10 protein-coding genes and 3 pseudogenes are annotated in these 15675 nt (G+C 40.5%); 10 read left to right on the top strand and 3 right to left on the bottom strand.

The annotated features are described in order from the left end of the window. A pseudogene (locus tag IEW93_RS22130) lies at nucleotides 1-115 on the top strand (IS630 family transposase); the annotation flags it as partial. Between the two features lie 85 nt (nucleotides 116-200). Here IEW93_RS22130 and IEW93_RS20715 read toward each other — a convergent pair. Together IEW93_RS20715 and IEW93_RS22355 are read right to left on the bottom strand one after the other, a co-directional pair. Next, nucleotides 201-482, bottom strand: a complete 282-nt coding sequence (locus IEW93_RS20715; protein ID WP_188741116.1) for a helix-turn-helix domain-containing protein — start codon at nucleotides 480-482, stop codon at nucleotides 201-203. Nucleotides 483-921: 439 nt separating this feature from the next. Further along, nucleotides 922-1176: pseudogene (locus IEW93_RS22355) on the bottom strand (IS66 family insertion sequence element accessory protein TnpA); the annotation flags it as partial. A 413-nt stretch (nucleotides 1177-1589) separates the two neighbouring features. Here IEW93_RS22355 and IEW93_RS20710 point away from each other — a divergent pair. Both IEW93_RS20710 and IEW93_RS20705 read left to right on the top strand, forming a co-directional pair. Continuing rightward, on the top strand, nucleotides 1590-2900 hold the full coding sequence (locus tag IEW93_RS20710) for an ATP-binding protein (RefSeq protein WP_188741115.1): 1311 nt from the start codon (nucleotides 1590-1592) through the stop codon (nucleotides 2898-2900). A gap of 1047 nt (nucleotides 2901-3947) precedes the next feature. Then, on the top strand, nucleotides 3948-5657 hold the full coding sequence (locus IEW93_RS20705; protein ID WP_188741114.1) for a DUF5666 domain-containing protein: 1710 nt from the start codon (nucleotides 3948-3950) through the stop codon (nucleotides 5655-5657). Between the two features lie 136 nt (nucleotides 5658-5793). On the opposite strand, the pseudogene IEW93_RS22125 reads toward IEW93_RS20705, so the two are convergent. Continuing rightward, nucleotides 5794-6700: pseudogene (locus IEW93_RS22125) on the bottom strand (IS3 family transposase); the annotation flags it as partial. A 127-nt stretch (nucleotides 6701-6827) separates the two neighbouring features. Between IEW93_RS22125 and IEW93_RS20695 the strand changes: the two are divergent. From IEW93_RS20695 to IEW93_RS20665, 7 genes are all read left to right on the top strand, one after another. Continuing rightward, the gene (locus IEW93_RS20695) at nucleotides 6828-7424 is read left to right on the top strand and encodes a tyrosine-type recombinase/integrase (RefSeq protein WP_188741112.1); all 597 of its coding nucleotides are present in this window, start codon (nucleotides 6828-6830) and stop codon (nucleotides 7422-7424) included. Between the two features lie 687 nt (nucleotides 7425-8111). After that, complete coding sequence (locus IEW93_RS20690) at nucleotides 8112-8534, top strand: hypothetical protein (RefSeq protein WP_102037497.1); 423 nt, start codon at nucleotides 8112-8114, stop codon at nucleotides 8532-8534. A 639-nt stretch (nucleotides 8535-9173) separates the two neighbouring features. Next, nucleotides 9174-10646, top strand: a complete 1473-nt coding sequence (gene ltrA, locus IEW93_RS20685; protein WP_188741111.1) for a group II intron reverse transcriptase/maturase — start codon at nucleotides 9174-9176, stop codon at nucleotides 10644-10646. A 216-nt stretch (nucleotides 10647-10862) separates the two neighbouring features. Next, on the top strand, nucleotides 10863-11996 hold the full coding sequence (locus IEW93_RS20680; RefSeq protein WP_188741110.1) for a tyrosine-type recombinase/integrase: 1134 nt from the start codon (nucleotides 10863-10865) through the stop codon (nucleotides 11994-11996). Nucleotides 11997-12004: 8 nt separating this feature from the next. Beyond that, nucleotides 12005-13642 (top strand): site-specific integrase, encoded by a 1638-nt coding sequence (locus tag IEW93_RS20675; protein ID WP_188741109.1) that lies wholly within the window; start codon nucleotides 12005-12007, stop codon nucleotides 13640-13642. Continuing rightward, nucleotides 13639-15441 (top strand): site-specific integrase, encoded by a 1803-nt coding sequence (locus IEW93_RS20670; protein ID WP_188741108.1) that lies wholly within the window; start codon nucleotides 13639-13641, stop codon nucleotides 15439-15441. The genes IEW93_RS20675 and IEW93_RS20670 overlap by 4 nt, the downstream gene beginning before the upstream one ends. Then, nucleotides 15434-15589 (top strand): hypothetical protein, encoded by a 156-nt coding sequence (locus IEW93_RS20665; RefSeq protein WP_229706732.1) that lies wholly within the window; start codon nucleotides 15434-15436, stop codon nucleotides 15587-15589. Before IEW93_RS20670 ends, IEW93_RS20665 begins: the two co-directional genes overlap by 8 nt. Nucleotides 15590-15675 lie beyond the last annotated feature (86 nt).

Below are 15675 nucleotides of genomic sequence, written 5' to 3'. Positions count from 1 at the left end.
ATTTAGGGCCGCTCTATCAAAATTTTTTAAAGAAACACTGCCGGAAATGGGTGGCGATTTGACGTCGCGGATCAATGACAATTTTCAGATGTTACAATCCGCATCTTCAAGTTGATTGGGTATAAACAGATGGGAGCCTGTGGTCGATTTAGTTAACTCTCCGACTAGGTAACCATTCATATAAACATCAAGGATAGCCATTACCACTCCTCCTTCCATTCTTGCTCAGTCGGTATGGCTTTATCATCTACAAGTTCACCCACTAACTCTGGGTTTCTAACCTTAATGTCTAACTCAAGGTTTAATGCTGATAATATTTTAAACAGTGTTTCTAATTTAGTAGAGTCAGGGTTCTGCTCAAAGCTAGAAACCGTATCCTGACGAATGCCGACCTTACTAGCCGCTTTACTTTGCGATAGCTTCATATTTAGCCGCGCATCTTTAAGATACGCACTAAGCTGCTTTGAGTTCGTCACCTTCATAATCACTTTACCTATATAAACAGTCCCAATATCACTTTACACGCTACAACAGGTAAATCAAGTTTTACACGCCATAACCGTTAAAACGACCTTTACACGCTATAGACGTTAAATATCTAATTACATGCTAACGTGTGTTGCCATAAAAGAGACTGACTAAGAATATGAATGAATAAAAAGAAATACCAAGGGGGGGATTTGCCCATAAGAATATCAGCTTACAGACCAATTAAAGTGGTACTAAAGTGGTGACTAAATGTAATGACCACAAAACAAAATAACAATAACCTATTGAATTAAAGATAAAATAAAACTTGCACCACATTCAGCTCCAGAATATAGAGTAGGAAATTATTAACCTTTACATAGGGTTATAAACCTTCAACCACCGGTGCGAGATGCAGATAAACACTGGGAAGCTCACAAAACATCAACAAACTTACAGGTCTTTTATAATCTCAAGCAGATAGTGTCGGGGTAATGCGCTGGGGGAAGACAATAACCCAGTTTGATGCTGAAAATGGATAACCTGGGATGAAGCACTAGGTTGAGTTGTCATCGCCGTCGGCGAGGCTATTGTGGCCTGAACAAACGGCATAAACTTTGGACTACTTGTTTTAGCCATATCCGCTTTGCGGGCGTAAAACCTGCTTAGACTAAGCTTATGTTGACGGCAAAAATGTGAAATCGTTAAGCCGCTGGCGGATTGTTACTGTATCAAAGCAGCCCAATCCTCATCTGAACGTTTAGACATATTAACTCCTGATGTAATAGTCAGTCGTTAATATAGGAAACCAATACGGGTTTCAGAAGATGTACTTGCCCGGATGCTTACCGTGGAATGTTGATTTGAGCAATTTGGATTAATGTTTCACTGCTTCATTTGCCGCTTACTATGGAATCCATTTATTGCTTGACTCGCCCATTAATGGGCGAGATTGTGCAAGCTTGATGTTCAAAATTAAATAAAGAGTAACATGCATGAAATAAATCCAACAAGCACTTTTATGCGCATAAAAATGTAAAAAATCACACTTTTATGCGCATAAAAGTGTAAATCGAGCTATAGTATAGGTCGTTAACGACATTAATTGGCGAGAAATAACAATGCAGCGCAACTTACTAAACGCCCTAATAGCATGGAAAAAACAACCTGTGCGCAAGCCACTATTGATTGATGGCGCAAGACAAACGGGTAAAACCTATCTGCTGCAGGAGTTGTTTGGTAACACCTTTGCCAACATCCTGCGTATCGACTTTCTTGAAAATCCCGCCTACAAAGAAGCGTTCGATGGCTCACTGTCACCTGATGAGCTATTAATGAACATTGAGCTTTTGACCAATCAGGCATTCAACCCAGAAACCGATCTGCTGATATTAGATGAAATTGGCGAATGTGAACGTGCCGTTACCTCACTAAAGTATTTTGCTGAAAAAGCACCATCCTATTTTGTCGCGGCTAGCGGCTCGAACATTGGCTTGCTCAACACCTTCCCTGTGGGCAAGGTTGAACAATACAATTTACGACCACTAACCTTCCAAGAGTTTATTTACGCATCAAGCGAGCAAGCACTGATCAAAGCGTTTGATAGTCAAGCAAGCACACCGGCAGTGCACACGAAATTGATGGATAAACTAACAGACTACTTTTTTACCGGTGGTATGCCGGAAGCCGTTTCGGCTTGGTATCAGTTAAAAGATTCAAGCATTTTAGAGCGTGTTGAAAAAGTCACTAAAATTCATGCCGATTTAGTTGAAGGTTATCGCCGAGATTTCGGTAAGTATGCGGGCAAGGTCGATGCCACACTGATTGAATCTGTGTTTAATAGCATTCCAGCTCAGTTATCAATTGGGAGCGATGAGTCCGTTAAACGCTTTAAATTTAAACATGTGCATGAACGTAAATCTCGTTATAGCGATTTTGAAACCGCAATTCATTGGCTTAACTTTTGCCGCTTAGCCTTGCCAAACTACCCTATTGAAGGATTGCCGAAATCACCTCTGGCGGCCTATAAAAAAGTAAATATGGTTAAACTGTTTATGTTTGATGTGGGTCTGCTCAATCATATGCTGGGCAGCAGTTATAAAGAGATTAAGCAACAAAACTACGAATACAAAGGCTATGTGGCTGAAAACTTTGTACAACAAGAGCTCACTGCCATTGGCGTTGTCCCAAGTTATTCATGGAATGACGCCCGCGCCGAAATCGAATTTATTTTGGCAACCGATGAAGGCGATATCATCCCTGTTGAAGTAAAAAGTGGTAAACGTACAAGAGCAAAATCGCTGGCATCCTACGTTGAAAAATGTGCTCCAAGTAAAACCTTTAAGTTAACTGGCACACAAGGCTCATCAGCGTTAGAACAAACCAATATTGTGATGCCCTTGTATTTCACCCAGTATTTACCACAGAGATAGTAAAAGCGCGTTGCCTAGAATCACGAGGTCTACACAAAGTTACTTTATAGGTGACAATCTGTAGACCTTGATGCCTGCCATTCGACACTTATGAACGACCATATTAAAGTTTGATAAAAATTTATATCATCATCAACGGTAACAACCCAAAACTTTGATAATTTATTTGAGAACGAATGTCATTTTTTGATAATAAAGTTTGTTATGAATCCCTAAAGGTGTAACACCCATTATAATGGTTAATATCTAAGATTATGTGGGTGAACTGAAAGAAAGCATGGTTCTTATAGGAACTGTGTTTTCATTGCTGATTAGGATCGGATAGGGGCGATATTGGCAAACTCATTTCTGCCCCATTCCTACTTAGATCTGTAAAAACTAACAATTTCATAAGAAACTTTTTGACTTAATATTACTAATGATTGAACCTTATTAGGGGTTTCTTATTAGGAAATGTAAGGGGGGAGAAAATGAAAGCATTGCTTCTGATATTAGTTAGTGCTTTGGCCTTAAATGTACATGCTACTGAAAGAGTGGATTTTGAATATTGGTCTGTGCTAAAGCACGAGCATCATGAGAATTCTCATTTCAGCCACATCAGTAGGCTTTGATGTTGATAGTGAGCAACGGATTTGGTTTACCTGTGCATACAGAAAAGACGGTTTTCAAGCTGAATTCTTGAAACTAAAAATGACTGAGTTCGGGCTGGATTGAGCCCAAATGGATCAGAGCGAAGGTTTTGGTTAGATTCTAAAGCCGTGGCCAAATTAAGTTGACCACTACATTGATTGGTTAAGTTGGTTGACTTATAATCTGATCATGTTGATAAATTGTTCTATACTTAATCGAATGAGTACAAAACAATCGTAGTGAATTGTTGATTACCTAGAGTAAATGATAGTTTGCTATTTTCTTTACGAAGAAAGTCTATCAAAGTGATTTTAAATTTCTTATTTAGTCATCAAATAGCCGTCTTCCAAAGTTATCAATCACAATAAAAAATTTTCACATATTTTTTACATATGATTAATTACTGAGGATAAAAAAATGTTAAAACAATATATTCTTCCACTCATCATCACATCAATACTTGCTGGTTGTGGTGGTTCGTCAACAAATCCAACAACCCCACCCGATCCTACTGTACCAACCCCACCTACATCTAGCGCTACTACAACAGAAATTACGGGAGTTATTACTGGTTTTGGTAGTGTCTTTGTTAATGGTGTTGAATACGAAACCGACTCCGCAGAGGTTTCAACCGATGATAATGCAGGAGCAAGTGAAACCGATTTACAGATTGGTATGATTATTACGCTCAATGGTGAAATAAATGAAGACGGGACTACGGGTAACGCTAGTTCTATTCATTATGATGAACAAATAAAAGGACCGCTTGATAGTATCGATCTAATTGGCAATTCTTTGTCTGTGCTTGGACAAACCATTTTGTTTGACGATTTAACCAGTTTGGACAATGTCATACTCATCGAACTTATACCCGGAGACTTTCTCGAAATCAGTGGCTTTTTTGATGCAGATGGTAACTTGTACGCGACAAGAATTGAAAAAGAAACTGAGTCTACCAAGTTAAAAGTGCAAGGCATGGTTGAAATGCTAGACACTGTTAATAAAACGTTCACTTTAAGTAGTCTAACAATTGATTATAGTTCGGCAGTATTCGACGATTTTGTTGAAGCAGACTTGGCTGAGGATCAAGAAGTACGTGTTAAGGGCCTATCTTCAGCATTAGCCAATGATATATTTGTGGTGAGTGAAATAAAACTCAAAGAAAGCAAAGAAGTGCATGAAGACGGTGATGATAAACATACCGAAGGATTTATCACGAGTTTTGAATCAAATAGTAGTTTCATTGTTAATGACATTCACGTAATTACTGATGAAAATACCGAGTTTGAACATGGTTCAGTTGATTCTTTAATGTTAAACGTGCGGGTAAAAATTAAAGGGGAATATAATGCCACTGGTGATTTACTGGCAAAAGAAATCCGCATTCATCAACGAACTAACTTAAATTTAGAAGGTGCTATACAAGGAGTTGATTTAGATTTAAGTACAGTGACCGTACTTGACGTTGTGTTTGAAATTAGCAACCAAACAAAGATGAAAGATGAATCTGATAGAGGCGAACGTTTTTTTGATTTAGCTGATTTAACCGTTGGCGATTTTGTTGAAATAAAAGGCTTTATTGATAATGAAGGCAATAATATAGCAACAAAAATGGAGCGTAAAAATGAAGGCGATGATAATGATACAGAGTTAAAAGGCACTGTAAGTAATATTATAGACTTTAGTTTTGATATTGTCGGCGTGAACGTTAGTACCAATGAAAATACATTGTTTGAGGGTACTGATGGAGACGATGTCACCCAAGCAACATTTTTTGAACAACTGCAAAATGGCATGCTGGTAGAAGTTAAAGGTCAAGTCCTTGATGGTATTCTTGTCGCATTTAAAGTTGAAATAAAAGAAAACGAATCTGACAATGATCACTCCGATGAAGGTATGCACCGTACTGAATTAAGAGGAATTGTTGAGGATATTTCAGACCAGACGCTAGTCGTTTCAGGCCATGATGTTTTGATAACCTCAAACACTGAATTTGAATTTAATGATGACAAACTTCCTGCTGACGAATTCTGGAAAATAGTTGTTACAGGCGACCAAGTAAAAGTGAAAGGTCACGTGAGTGCTCAAGGAATTATTACCGCTAAGTCCATAGAGTTAGAGCGTTAAGGATAAGGAAAGTATGAGGATACATGATTTTAAAAATCAATAATGTATCCTCATAATACAAAAAACTATAGAAATGTATTTTTAGAAAACAGACCAAAAGCAGTCTATATACAGTGAATATGAAAGACTATTCTGGTCAAGCACAACCGGACACCTGACTTTGTAATTTCTCATAGCTGATTGGTGTTAAGTCACTGAGCTTTGTATGCAACCGTTCATGGTTGTAATACCTAATGTATTGTTCAACATCTTGCTTCATTATTTCTCGTGTCAAATGCACAACATTCAACAGCCGTTCATTCTTCAAACTACCAAAGAAGCGCTCAATAACGGCGTTATCCAAGCAGGCTCCCACACCACTCATCGAAGCTATAATGCCTTTTCCTTGAAATTTTTTACTCGTATATTGAGCGCCTCTATTGCTGTGAAACAGTATCCCCTGACCTCGTTGACGAAGCGTTGAGGCCATTTGTAACGCACGCTCAACTAAACTGACGGTCATCCGCTTTGATATCGCCCACCCGATTATGCGCCTAGAGTTTAAGTCCATCACAATCGCCAGATATAACCATCCTTGATTAGTTATTAAATAGGTCACATCACCCGCCCAAACCTGATTAGGCAAGGCTGCGGTGGTTTAAAGTTTTGGTTTAGAGCATTACCTGCAACACTGTCGCTGTGTTTTCGCTTCGTCGTTACTTTATAAGCTTGCCGCTGAGTCACGACTAAGCCAAGCTTACGCATAATAGAGCGCTGACGTGAGCCTAAGCTGTTACGACTACGCCTGAAAAGACACTTTGCCGTTTGGTATAGGTTTAGCTAATTTTCGCTAATAATCTTAGCGGGTCTCGTTAGCCAGTCATAATAGACACTGCGACTGACTTTCAGTTCCCTACAAACTGTTTTTATTTTGAATTGAGAGCGGTTGTTTCGAATATACCGAAACTTTAATTCATTTCTTTCGCGAAGAAGGCACTGGCCTTTTTTAGTATTTCTTTCTCTACCCGAAGCTGTTTAACCTTGTTCCTTAGAGATAAAAGCTCAGCATATCTGATTACCATACTTTTTTTAATCAATGTCAGATTAATTAGACTCCATGATCTAAATTATTTCTGTGCAAATTCCACTAACTATAATCGTGATGACCAAGCAACCAAAAAGGAGGTCATCATGGTCATATTAAACCGTGGGCAACGAAGTGGTGTCAAAAAGCCTTTTCGTCTTGAAGAAATTTGGCGAATTCGTACCAGACTTGAGATTGAGAGCAACTTGATGCAGTTAGCACTGCTCAATTTGGCAATTGATAGCAAACTTAGGGCGAGCGACTTATTACCTTTGAAAGTATGCGATATTTCTTCTCAAGACCGGATATTTAATCGAGTTAAGCATATCCAACATAAGACTGACATTGAAGTTCAGTTTGAAATCACGTCAAGAACCCAACAAAGTCTGATTAAATGGATCTTGCTTGCATCGTTAAGCGCAAGCGATTTTGTTTTCCCCAGTCCTAGATTAAAGCAACAGTCGATTAGCTACTCATACTATAGATACATTGTTAGGAAATGGGCATCCGATCTGGGATTAGATCCGAACCTATATGGAACCCACTCTATGAGGCGAACCAAGGTGACTATTGTCTATGCAAAAACAAAGAATATTCGAGCAGTTCAACTTTTACTAGGTCATACAAAGGTAGACAATACGATAAGATATCTTGGTGTTGAATTAGAAGATGCTCTCTTACTTTCAGAAAGTACAGATTGCTAATATTAAATGGCCCTACAACCTAGGGCTACTTTATCAGCTAAAGGCAACGGTTTTATTACTGGCAAATCTTTGCCCCAAAGCTTGTTTAGGTTATGGCCTGCGGCCACTAACGTCGTGGCGCTTCACCCACACCAGACCAAAAGGAAACCAACGGCTGTTCCCTCTTGGATCACCCCGCCGCCCCGCAACATTTTCAAACAGCGAAAAGGTCGCAATGGGGTAGATCCAGCTTTTGACTTTATTGGGTAACTGCCTCAGCCTTATTCGAAAATGCTACCGCTTCCGATAGGCCATCCATGGCCACCGAAAGCTAGCCTGACGTCCTGTCAGGCTCACGCTATTTTCTTCAACGGCCTCAAGTTCAGAGTTGAATTTGTCCCTTTTTAAGTCAGTATATCTGACACGTTTATTGCCCCAAAACGTGTCAGCAAGGTATATCTGGGTAAACTCATAACCGGGCAATATAAAAGCTATAATATCGAAAACATTTCTTAAATATGCAATTATAACAAAAGATTAGCCAAGGTATGGTATAAAAAATGACTACCGTAAAAAAGCAAATTTCTATAGAATAAAACATACAGATTAAAGTTAGGTATGGCATCGCCCAGATCCAACAAGCGATTTATGCGTCGCAAACAGCGCAACGCATAAATACTAAAACGTTAACTGTAAAAGGAGCTTGTCATGCAGTATAAAAACACTCAGCTTGGAATCGCGATGCTTTCTGTTATGGGAGTTGTAACATTAGTGCTTATCTTTGCTTCGGTAACTCAACCTACCGAACCGATTGGATTTGCTTATTTAATTGTAGGTTTGGTTTCAATTCTTTTTTCAGCATTAACAATCAAAGTTGAAGATGGAGAGATAAAATGGTTTTTTGGCCCAAAATTTTGGAATAAATCAATAAAGATATCTGAAATTGAGTCTGCGCAAGAGATAAGAACAAAATGGTACTACGGGCTTGGAATTCGGTTAATCTCAACCGGATGGTTATATAATGTTTCTGGTCTAACGGCTGTTGAATTAAAACTTAAAGATGGCACAACGGTTTGTCTGGGTACAAACGATCCAAAAAATTTAATAAAGGCTATTAAGCAAAGTAGTTAACTTGTGCTCGTTCCTTGCTATTTCCCGCCTTTTACAGTGCTCGTTACTAACTCGTTTCTGTCCGTGCGACCTGAGGTCGTATGAAGCGCTGTTCACCGCGATAAGAGTGAACCATCTGTATCACCGGATGACCCTAAGACTCTGAATAAAGCAGCGAGTCTGACAATGTAACGATATTTGGCTTATGCCGAATGGGAACTGAATCGTGAGAGGACGTTCTTCCTGATAACCACAATCGGGTAAGTGCTAGGGTGTCAGTATGATGAACGTAAGTGAATCCATGTAAGGTGCGTTATACGAGAAGCAGCGGAAGTGGTTAATACGCTGTGGCCAAAAGGCATGAGAGTTGGAAAGAGATTGGACAGTGCTCTTTCGTGATCAAATAACTCTCCGCACTATAGTGGGCATCTAACCTGACGTTGCGCGACATACGGAACAGGGTAAGCCTGTATTGCTCCCTTTGGGAAAGCGGTCTGCGAAGACTGCCGATAGTCATGCAGGTAAAGGAGGCTAGAAAAAGCGAATGCCGCATTGTAATGATGCGGATACAGGTTGTTATCTGGCGCGAAAGCGAGCTGACTTCTAGCTGGTCTCCCGTTGCAAGATGATTTGAAGAACTTTATTCAAGGAGAAACGCAAATGATGACTTCAATCGAAGTGAGTGCATCTCCTGACAGCGCTCAATGGCAATCCATTAACTGGAAAGTGATTAAGCAACATGTATTAAAGCTTCAAATGCGCATTGCAAAAGCAACCCGAGAAGGTAGACACGGCAAGGCGAAAGCATTGCAGTGGATATTAACCCACTCTAAATCAGCAAAATTGCTTGCTGTTAAAAGAGTTTCTCAAAATAAAGGCAGCAAAACACCAGGAATTGACGGCATCATTTGGAACAGTGATGCTCGTTGTATGACTGCGGTCAATCAACTGAGCCGAAAAGGCTATCATGCCCAACCGCTCAGACGTATCTACATCCCCAAGAAAAACGGCAAACTCAGACCTTTAGGCATTCCCTGCATGATAGACAGAGCGCAGCAAGCGCTGCATCTTCTCGCCTTGGAGCCTATTTCAGAAACGGTAGCCGACCTCAATAGCTATGGCTTTCGACCTAACCGAAGCACAGCAGATGCCATTGCACAGTGCTTCAAATGCTTGTGTCAGAAAAGCTCTAGCCAATGGGTTCTTGAGGGTGACATTAAAGCCTGTTTCGATAAGATAGGTCATCAATGGCTCATCGACAACATTCAATTAGATAAACGAATGCTGAAACAATGGCTTGGATGTGGTTATGTTGATAAAGGATTGTTCTACAAAACAGCAGAAGGAACACCGCAAGGCGGGATAATTTCCCCAACGCTGATGTTGCTCACGCTGGCAGGGTTAGAGCAGTTGGTTAAGACTATTGCCTGTAAAACAGGGAATAGAGTCAACTTTATCGGATATGCAGATGATTTTGTTATCACAGGTTCTTCGAAGGAAGTGCTCGTTAATGACATCAAGCCGCAGCTAATTGGTTTTCTACAGGAAAGAGGCTTAACACTCTCTGATGAGAAAACGCACATAACTCATATCGATGATGGTTTTGACTTTCTGGGATTCAATATCCGAAAGTACAAAGGCAAACTGCTCATTAAACCGAGCAAGAGCAACGTTCTATCATTTTTGAGTAATCTACGTGAATTTATCAGAAAACATCCAACAATCCCCGTTAACGATTTAATCAAAATATTAAATCCGAAACTGAAAGGATGGGCGAACTATTATCGCCACAGTGTTGCTAAGCAAGTTTTCGGTTATGTAGGGCATCAACTTTTCTGGTTGTTATGGCGTTGGGCAGTTAGGCGTCATCCATCTAAAAGTAAGGACTGGGTGAGGCGTAAGTATTATCTGGGCAGTAAGGGAGAATGGCAATTTCATGGTTGGCAGAAAATAGCGAACATGGATTGTCGATTTAACCTTGTCCAAATAGCTCAAACGCTCATAAAAAGACATGTAAAAATCAGGAGTGCAGCGACACCTTACAACCCCGAACATGAAGCTTACTTAGGTAAGCGAAAACGGGCAAAGGAAGGTAGAAACTCATGGTTTGAGCCTGTCTTGGCTGCGATGTAGGGTGCTGGGTAACAGAACACGCCTTAGTGGAGGCTTGAGCCGTATGCAGTGAAAGTTGCACGTACGGTTCTTAGGAGGGCGGCACTTGGTAACAGGTGTCGCCTATCCGACAGAAATGTGTTACATGCCCATGTGCGCATAAAAATTACTCTATGTTATAGCAAAGCATAGTCTAAATGCTTATGCTGTGTTTACATACAGTTCTTTGGGGTAATTATGCTTTGCATCAAATCTACATCTGACTTTGAAATTGAAAGTGTAAAGTACCCTAACTTTCCCCTCTTAACGTGGGAAGTTGATAATACAAAGCTAGGGATTGAATCTGGAATGCTTTGTGTTGAAGCAATGCAATTCCTTATTTATGAGTGCTTGAAACGTGGGCGAGTAGACAGTGAAAATACTTGGTGGACTTATGCCCGCCACTTAAATCAATTCCTGACATTCTGTGAATATAACGGTTTAGATTGGCGAAATATTTCTGAAAGTAGTGAAGATGAAATGTTAGTCAGCGCCTATCGTGACCTTTGCGTTGGTGAGTTTGGCATGTCGGTCAATTCAACCAACCAACACCTAAGAACGATCGTGCGGTTTTACAGTTATGGTGTTGGCAAGTGGTTTGACTCATTGCCTTACTCACTAGAGTCGGTTTCGGTGCGAAAGGGTCAGCAGTTTTTGGCTCATACCGAGAGAAATGGTGGCAAAAAATACAGCTCGGACTTGATGATGAAAACTTTTGAAAAGAAAGCAGAGTTTTTATCTGCCTATGAAGTTCAAGAATTGTTATCTTCGATTGAAAACCCAACGCTCAAACTGATGGTTCGTTTATGTCTACAGACAGGAATTAGGCGTAAGGAGCTACTGCTTTTCCCCCTACACGTAATACGAAAACCTTCTGGAAACCAAACTTACTACGAAGTAAATATCTCACGGACTAAGGGTGAGAAAGAGCGCAAAATACACATTCCATCAAGGCTAATGGAAGATTTGTGGCGTTATGTAAATGAAGCTCGTTTTCAGAAGCAACAAGAATCAGGAGTGAACTCAGATTGCCTTTTCTTAACCTCTGATGGTCAAGAATGGGCTTCGCAAGGCTCTGCCTTTGGAAAGGCGCTCAAATCTCTGAATCTGCCCTTTCATGTGGCTCCGCACATGTTAAGACACTCCTATGCAACTCACATGCTCAAAGGGCTCTTAGAGCGCAAAAGCAGTAAGTTTGAGCCATTGATGTATCTACAAAGCCGTCTTGGACATTCCAGTATTACCACCACAATGAAATATTTACATCTGGTTAATGATTTGGTGGACGACCTGTCGATTGAGTATCAACAACAAATTGATGCAATTGTGTAGGCAGTAGCATGGCAAGACAACGAAAATACCTCACCATCAACAAAGATAAGATCAGGAAAACTTCGGCAGTAGAGCTAACCGTTGACGCCCTCCAAAGCCAAGGCTTAGTGCGAGCAATACACCCAGTTGTTACCTACCCAAATCTGGGTTCTAAAGGTGGCAATGGCGTAAACTTCGACTTTACCTCTTATTACGGCAAAGGCTACGACGACATCACGAATCGAGTTTACTACACTGCAAAGGCGTTACTGAGAAACACTAATGCTTTTACTGAAGAAACTCAGCACACGTATTTAAAGAATGGCTTTCGCTATTTTGCACAATATCTTGAGTTATTCAGGCACTCAGTCAGGGGAGATTTAACGCAAGATGACATTACGCCTAGACTGATTGAACAATATTTGCTGCACCTCAAAGGTAGTGAGTTTAAACCTAGCTTTCAAAAAGCTCTCTACACGCACCTCAAGTCATTGTTAGTCCGTATGAAAGAAAAAGGCTACTGGCCACTTGTCGATGACATCAACCTTAATAGTGATTTTTTCCCCAAGAATCCTTTTCCAAACTCCGGTAAACATGCAAAAAGTGAAAGATCACTCTCTCCCTATGAGAAAAGACAGGTTGTTGTTGCGTTAAAGCAAGCGGTTAAACCTATTTATCAAAAGAGAGAGTCATTGTCGGGTTACGAATTAACGTTGTGCCTACTTGCTGTGGCAATTCAAACGGGTATCAATACTTCACCACTGCTTAACATGACAACGGATGCTTTAACTGATCATCCACTTAAAGATAATCGAAAGCTTTTAACTGTGTTTAAAAAGCGGGGTAATGCAAAACAATTACATAACTTGCGCAAATCAGAAAACGTTGAGGTAGTACAAGGGGTAAAACTAGATGTGGCTTACCTGATCGATACCATTATTCAGTTAAGCTCGTCATTGAGGCAAGTGAGTGGTAGCAATTTAGTATTCTTATATGTCGCTAGCAACAGTAAAAGCGCTATTACCTCTCTGTCAGACTTATCGCTGCACTTCAACATAAAAAAATTCATCAAAGAAAACGACCTAAAGGATGAAGATGGACGCACAATTAAGCTTAATATCAGTCGTATTCGCAAAACTTTCATCAATGGCATGTACGAACTGAGTGGTGAAAGTTTGTTGATTGCAGCACAGCAAGCTAAACATAGTGGAACAAGTTCACTTGACTACTATTTGCAAGCCCCTGAGCAATCAAAACGTAACCTAGGTTTGATGGGTGAAATACGAGTCAAAGAGCTAACTTGCGATGCTCCAAGCGTTCCTGTCGGCCATTGTAAAGACCCGAAAAATGGGGATAAAGCACCGAAAGATGGAACGTTCTGTAATGACTTCTTAGGGTGTTTCCGTTGTAAGAGCTTCGTTATTACAGGCAATGATTTGTATAAGCTCTTTAGCTTCTATTGGGCAATAATTCGTAACCGTGATGAATTTGGTCGTAAAGACTGGAAGCGGCACCTAAAGAACGTGCTCAGAATTGTGGATGAAGAGGTTGTGCCTGAGTTTGCCAAGCTTGGTCAATTGCAGCATGTCAATGCTGAAAAGGAACGAGCAAGAACCAATCCACATCCATACTGGCAAAATCTCGATATGTTAAAGGTGACACAATGAGTTTGATTGAGTTGATACTAACGGACGTTGAGTTTGCGGAGCAGCAATGTTCAAAGCCTAATCAAAGCACACTAGAGCGAGCGATTGATGGCACCCTGACGGGCATTGTAACCTATGTAAAGTTAGCCAACGGTCACTATCAAGTTTACTCTCGATATGAAGAAGAACTATGGAAATTTCCTGCTGCTAAAGGGACTAAAGGCACCACCAAAAGTAACCTTACACTTAATTTTGGCACAATAAATAACCCTGAAATGAAACAAATGGCAAAATGGGTCATATGGAATAAATTAAAAGAAGGATTAGCGGTCAACTCTTTACTACATTCTTTAAGTTCTCTTAAAGGCTACTTTAAATGGGCCTTGAGTTCAGACACAACTGCAACGCATGGCTTGACTGCTTTTACCTCTAGTGCTTATGTTAAGTATGTGAATAGACTAAGCGCAAAGCGGAATGGCGAAATAAAGCCTCTTTCGTTAACAACAAAAACGCTTAAGTTCCTCGCAGTGGAAAACCTTTATCAGTGTTGCAAAGCATTTTATTTTGTTAAAGAGCATCCTTGGCCTGGTTCTGGTGCCAATATGCAGGCAGGACTGATTGGAGAGGCCGCTCAAAAAGCGAAAACCAAACCCAAAACCCCTATCATCCCTAACGAAGTGCTAATTCCACTCTGTAAGTTTACAAAGTCATGTTTAGACAGGGCTGATGAAATTTTGGCATCAAAAGGTAAGCGTGAATCATTACTGCTGCGAGACAGTTGCATCTTCTGGTTGCTACTCACAACAGGTATGCGTATCCATGAGGTTTTAGGTATTAAACGCGGAGCGTATCGCAGTGAGACAAGAGATGAGGTGACGTATTACTACATTGAAACCGCGTCAGAGAAGACCCATACGGGATTAGCTGAATGGATTGCGCCAGAGATTGCAACTCAAGCTATCGACATTCTTGGTCGTTATAGTGCGCCATTGCAAAAGCAGCTTGAAAATGACTTATCAAAAGCAAGGGATAGTCAAGACCATGTGGAAGTTCATAGGCTAGAAGAAATCTCAGACCATATTTGTTTGTCGGTATCTAAAAAAAGTAACGCTATTAGCCTGTTGTCTGGATGTACAATTACTGTTCATAGGTTGCCTAATTTATGTCAACAGATAGATTGCAACTGGAATTTGTCAGCGCACCAGTTTCGCCGCACCTTTGCCAACTATGCAGTGCATTCTGAATTGGGTGATTTAAGGGCACTAAAAGACCATTTTAAACACTGGTCAATCACCATGACGGCTCTGTATGCCTTTAACGAAGATTTAGACGCAGAATTATTCGAAGAACTGCTCCGAGAAAAGTATTTGATCGAAGAAGAAATCAAGCAAGACTGGTTTGAACTAGACACACCGATTACGGGTGGCGATATGGCTAAAAACATCAAGAAAGTCCGTGCAGATGGAGAGCTAATTAAAACTTTCGGCTCTCTCAGTGATATGGCTAAAGCCTACTCTAGCTCTATTCCTATCCGTTCAACAGGTATTGGATGGTGTACCAATGATGATGAATGTAAGTGCGGTAAGCCCGATAGCTGCGAGAGCGGAATTGTAGATAAACGGCATCTTCCCTACTGGGAGGGGATGCTTGATCAGCAAATAAAACTTATGCAGTTGGATGATATAGGGGAAGCAGGTAGAGATGCAGCTAGGAAAGGTATGGAACGCTGTGAAAAGGTATTGAGTGCTTTAGGTATCGATGTTGAAGCCATGAAGCAGAAGTTTAGCCAAAGAGATCTAATCGAGGTAGAGAATGTCTAACCAGAAAGAAAAGTCGACACATAAAGCGGTAAGACTTGCCATTATTCGCATAGAAAAAGCTCGGCCTAATGTTGTCTCTGATAAGCGTAAAATGAGTGTTGCTGCCGTTGCATATTCTCATGCATCGCGATCACCTAATACCATCTAAGCCGATCACCTAATACCATTCATCGCGATCACTCAATACCATCGATGCCGATCACTTTTCGGTCAAAATAGTATTGAGTGATCGGC

Origin of the sequence: Shewanella inventionis (assembly GCF_014641855.1) — a bacterium.
GTDB lineage: Bacteria > Pseudomonadota > Gammaproteobacteria > Enterobacterales > Shewanellaceae > Shewanella > Shewanella inventionis.
This window is presented reverse-complemented; position numbering and strand designations above follow the sequence as displayed.

Bases quoted from the DNA above. Each gene is read 5' to 3' on its own strand.
- IEW93_RS20675 (WP_188741109.1), top strand. From the start codon at position 12,005: ATGGCAAGACAACGAAAATACCTCACCATCAACAAAGATAAGATCAGG.
- IEW93_RS20705 (WP_188741114.1), top strand. From the start codon at position 3,948: ATGTTAAAACAATATATTCTTCCACTCATCATCACATCAATACTTGCT.
- IEW93_RS20710 (WP_188741115.1), top strand. From the start codon at position 1,590: ATGCAGCGCAACTTACTAAACGCCCTAATAGCATGGAAAAAACAACCT.
- ltrA (WP_188741111.1), top strand. From the start codon at position 9,174: ATGATGACTTCAATCGAAGTGAGTGCATCTCCTGACAGCGCTCAATGG.
- IEW93_RS20715 (WP_188741116.1), bottom strand. From the start codon at position 482: ATGAAGGTGACGAACTCAAAGCAGCTTAGTGCGTATCTTAAAGATGCG.
- IEW93_RS20670 (WP_188741108.1), top strand. From the start codon at position 13,639: ATGAGTTTGATTGAGTTGATACTAACGGACGTTGAGTTTGCGGAGCAG.
- IEW93_RS20695 (WP_188741112.1), top strand. From the start codon at position 6,828: ATGGTCATATTAAACCGTGGGCAACGAAGTGGTGTCAAAAAGCCTTTT.
- IEW93_RS20690 (WP_102037497.1), top strand. From the start codon at position 8,112: ATGCAGTATAAAAACACTCAGCTTGGAATCGCGATGCTTTCTGTTATG.
- IEW93_RS20680 (WP_188741110.1), top strand. From the start codon at position 10,863: ATGCTTTGCATCAAATCTACATCTGACTTTGAAATTGAAAGTGTAAAG.
- IEW93_RS20665 (WP_229706732.1), top strand. From the start codon at position 15,434: ATGTCTAACCAGAAAGAAAAGTCGACACATAAAGCGGTAAGACTTGCC.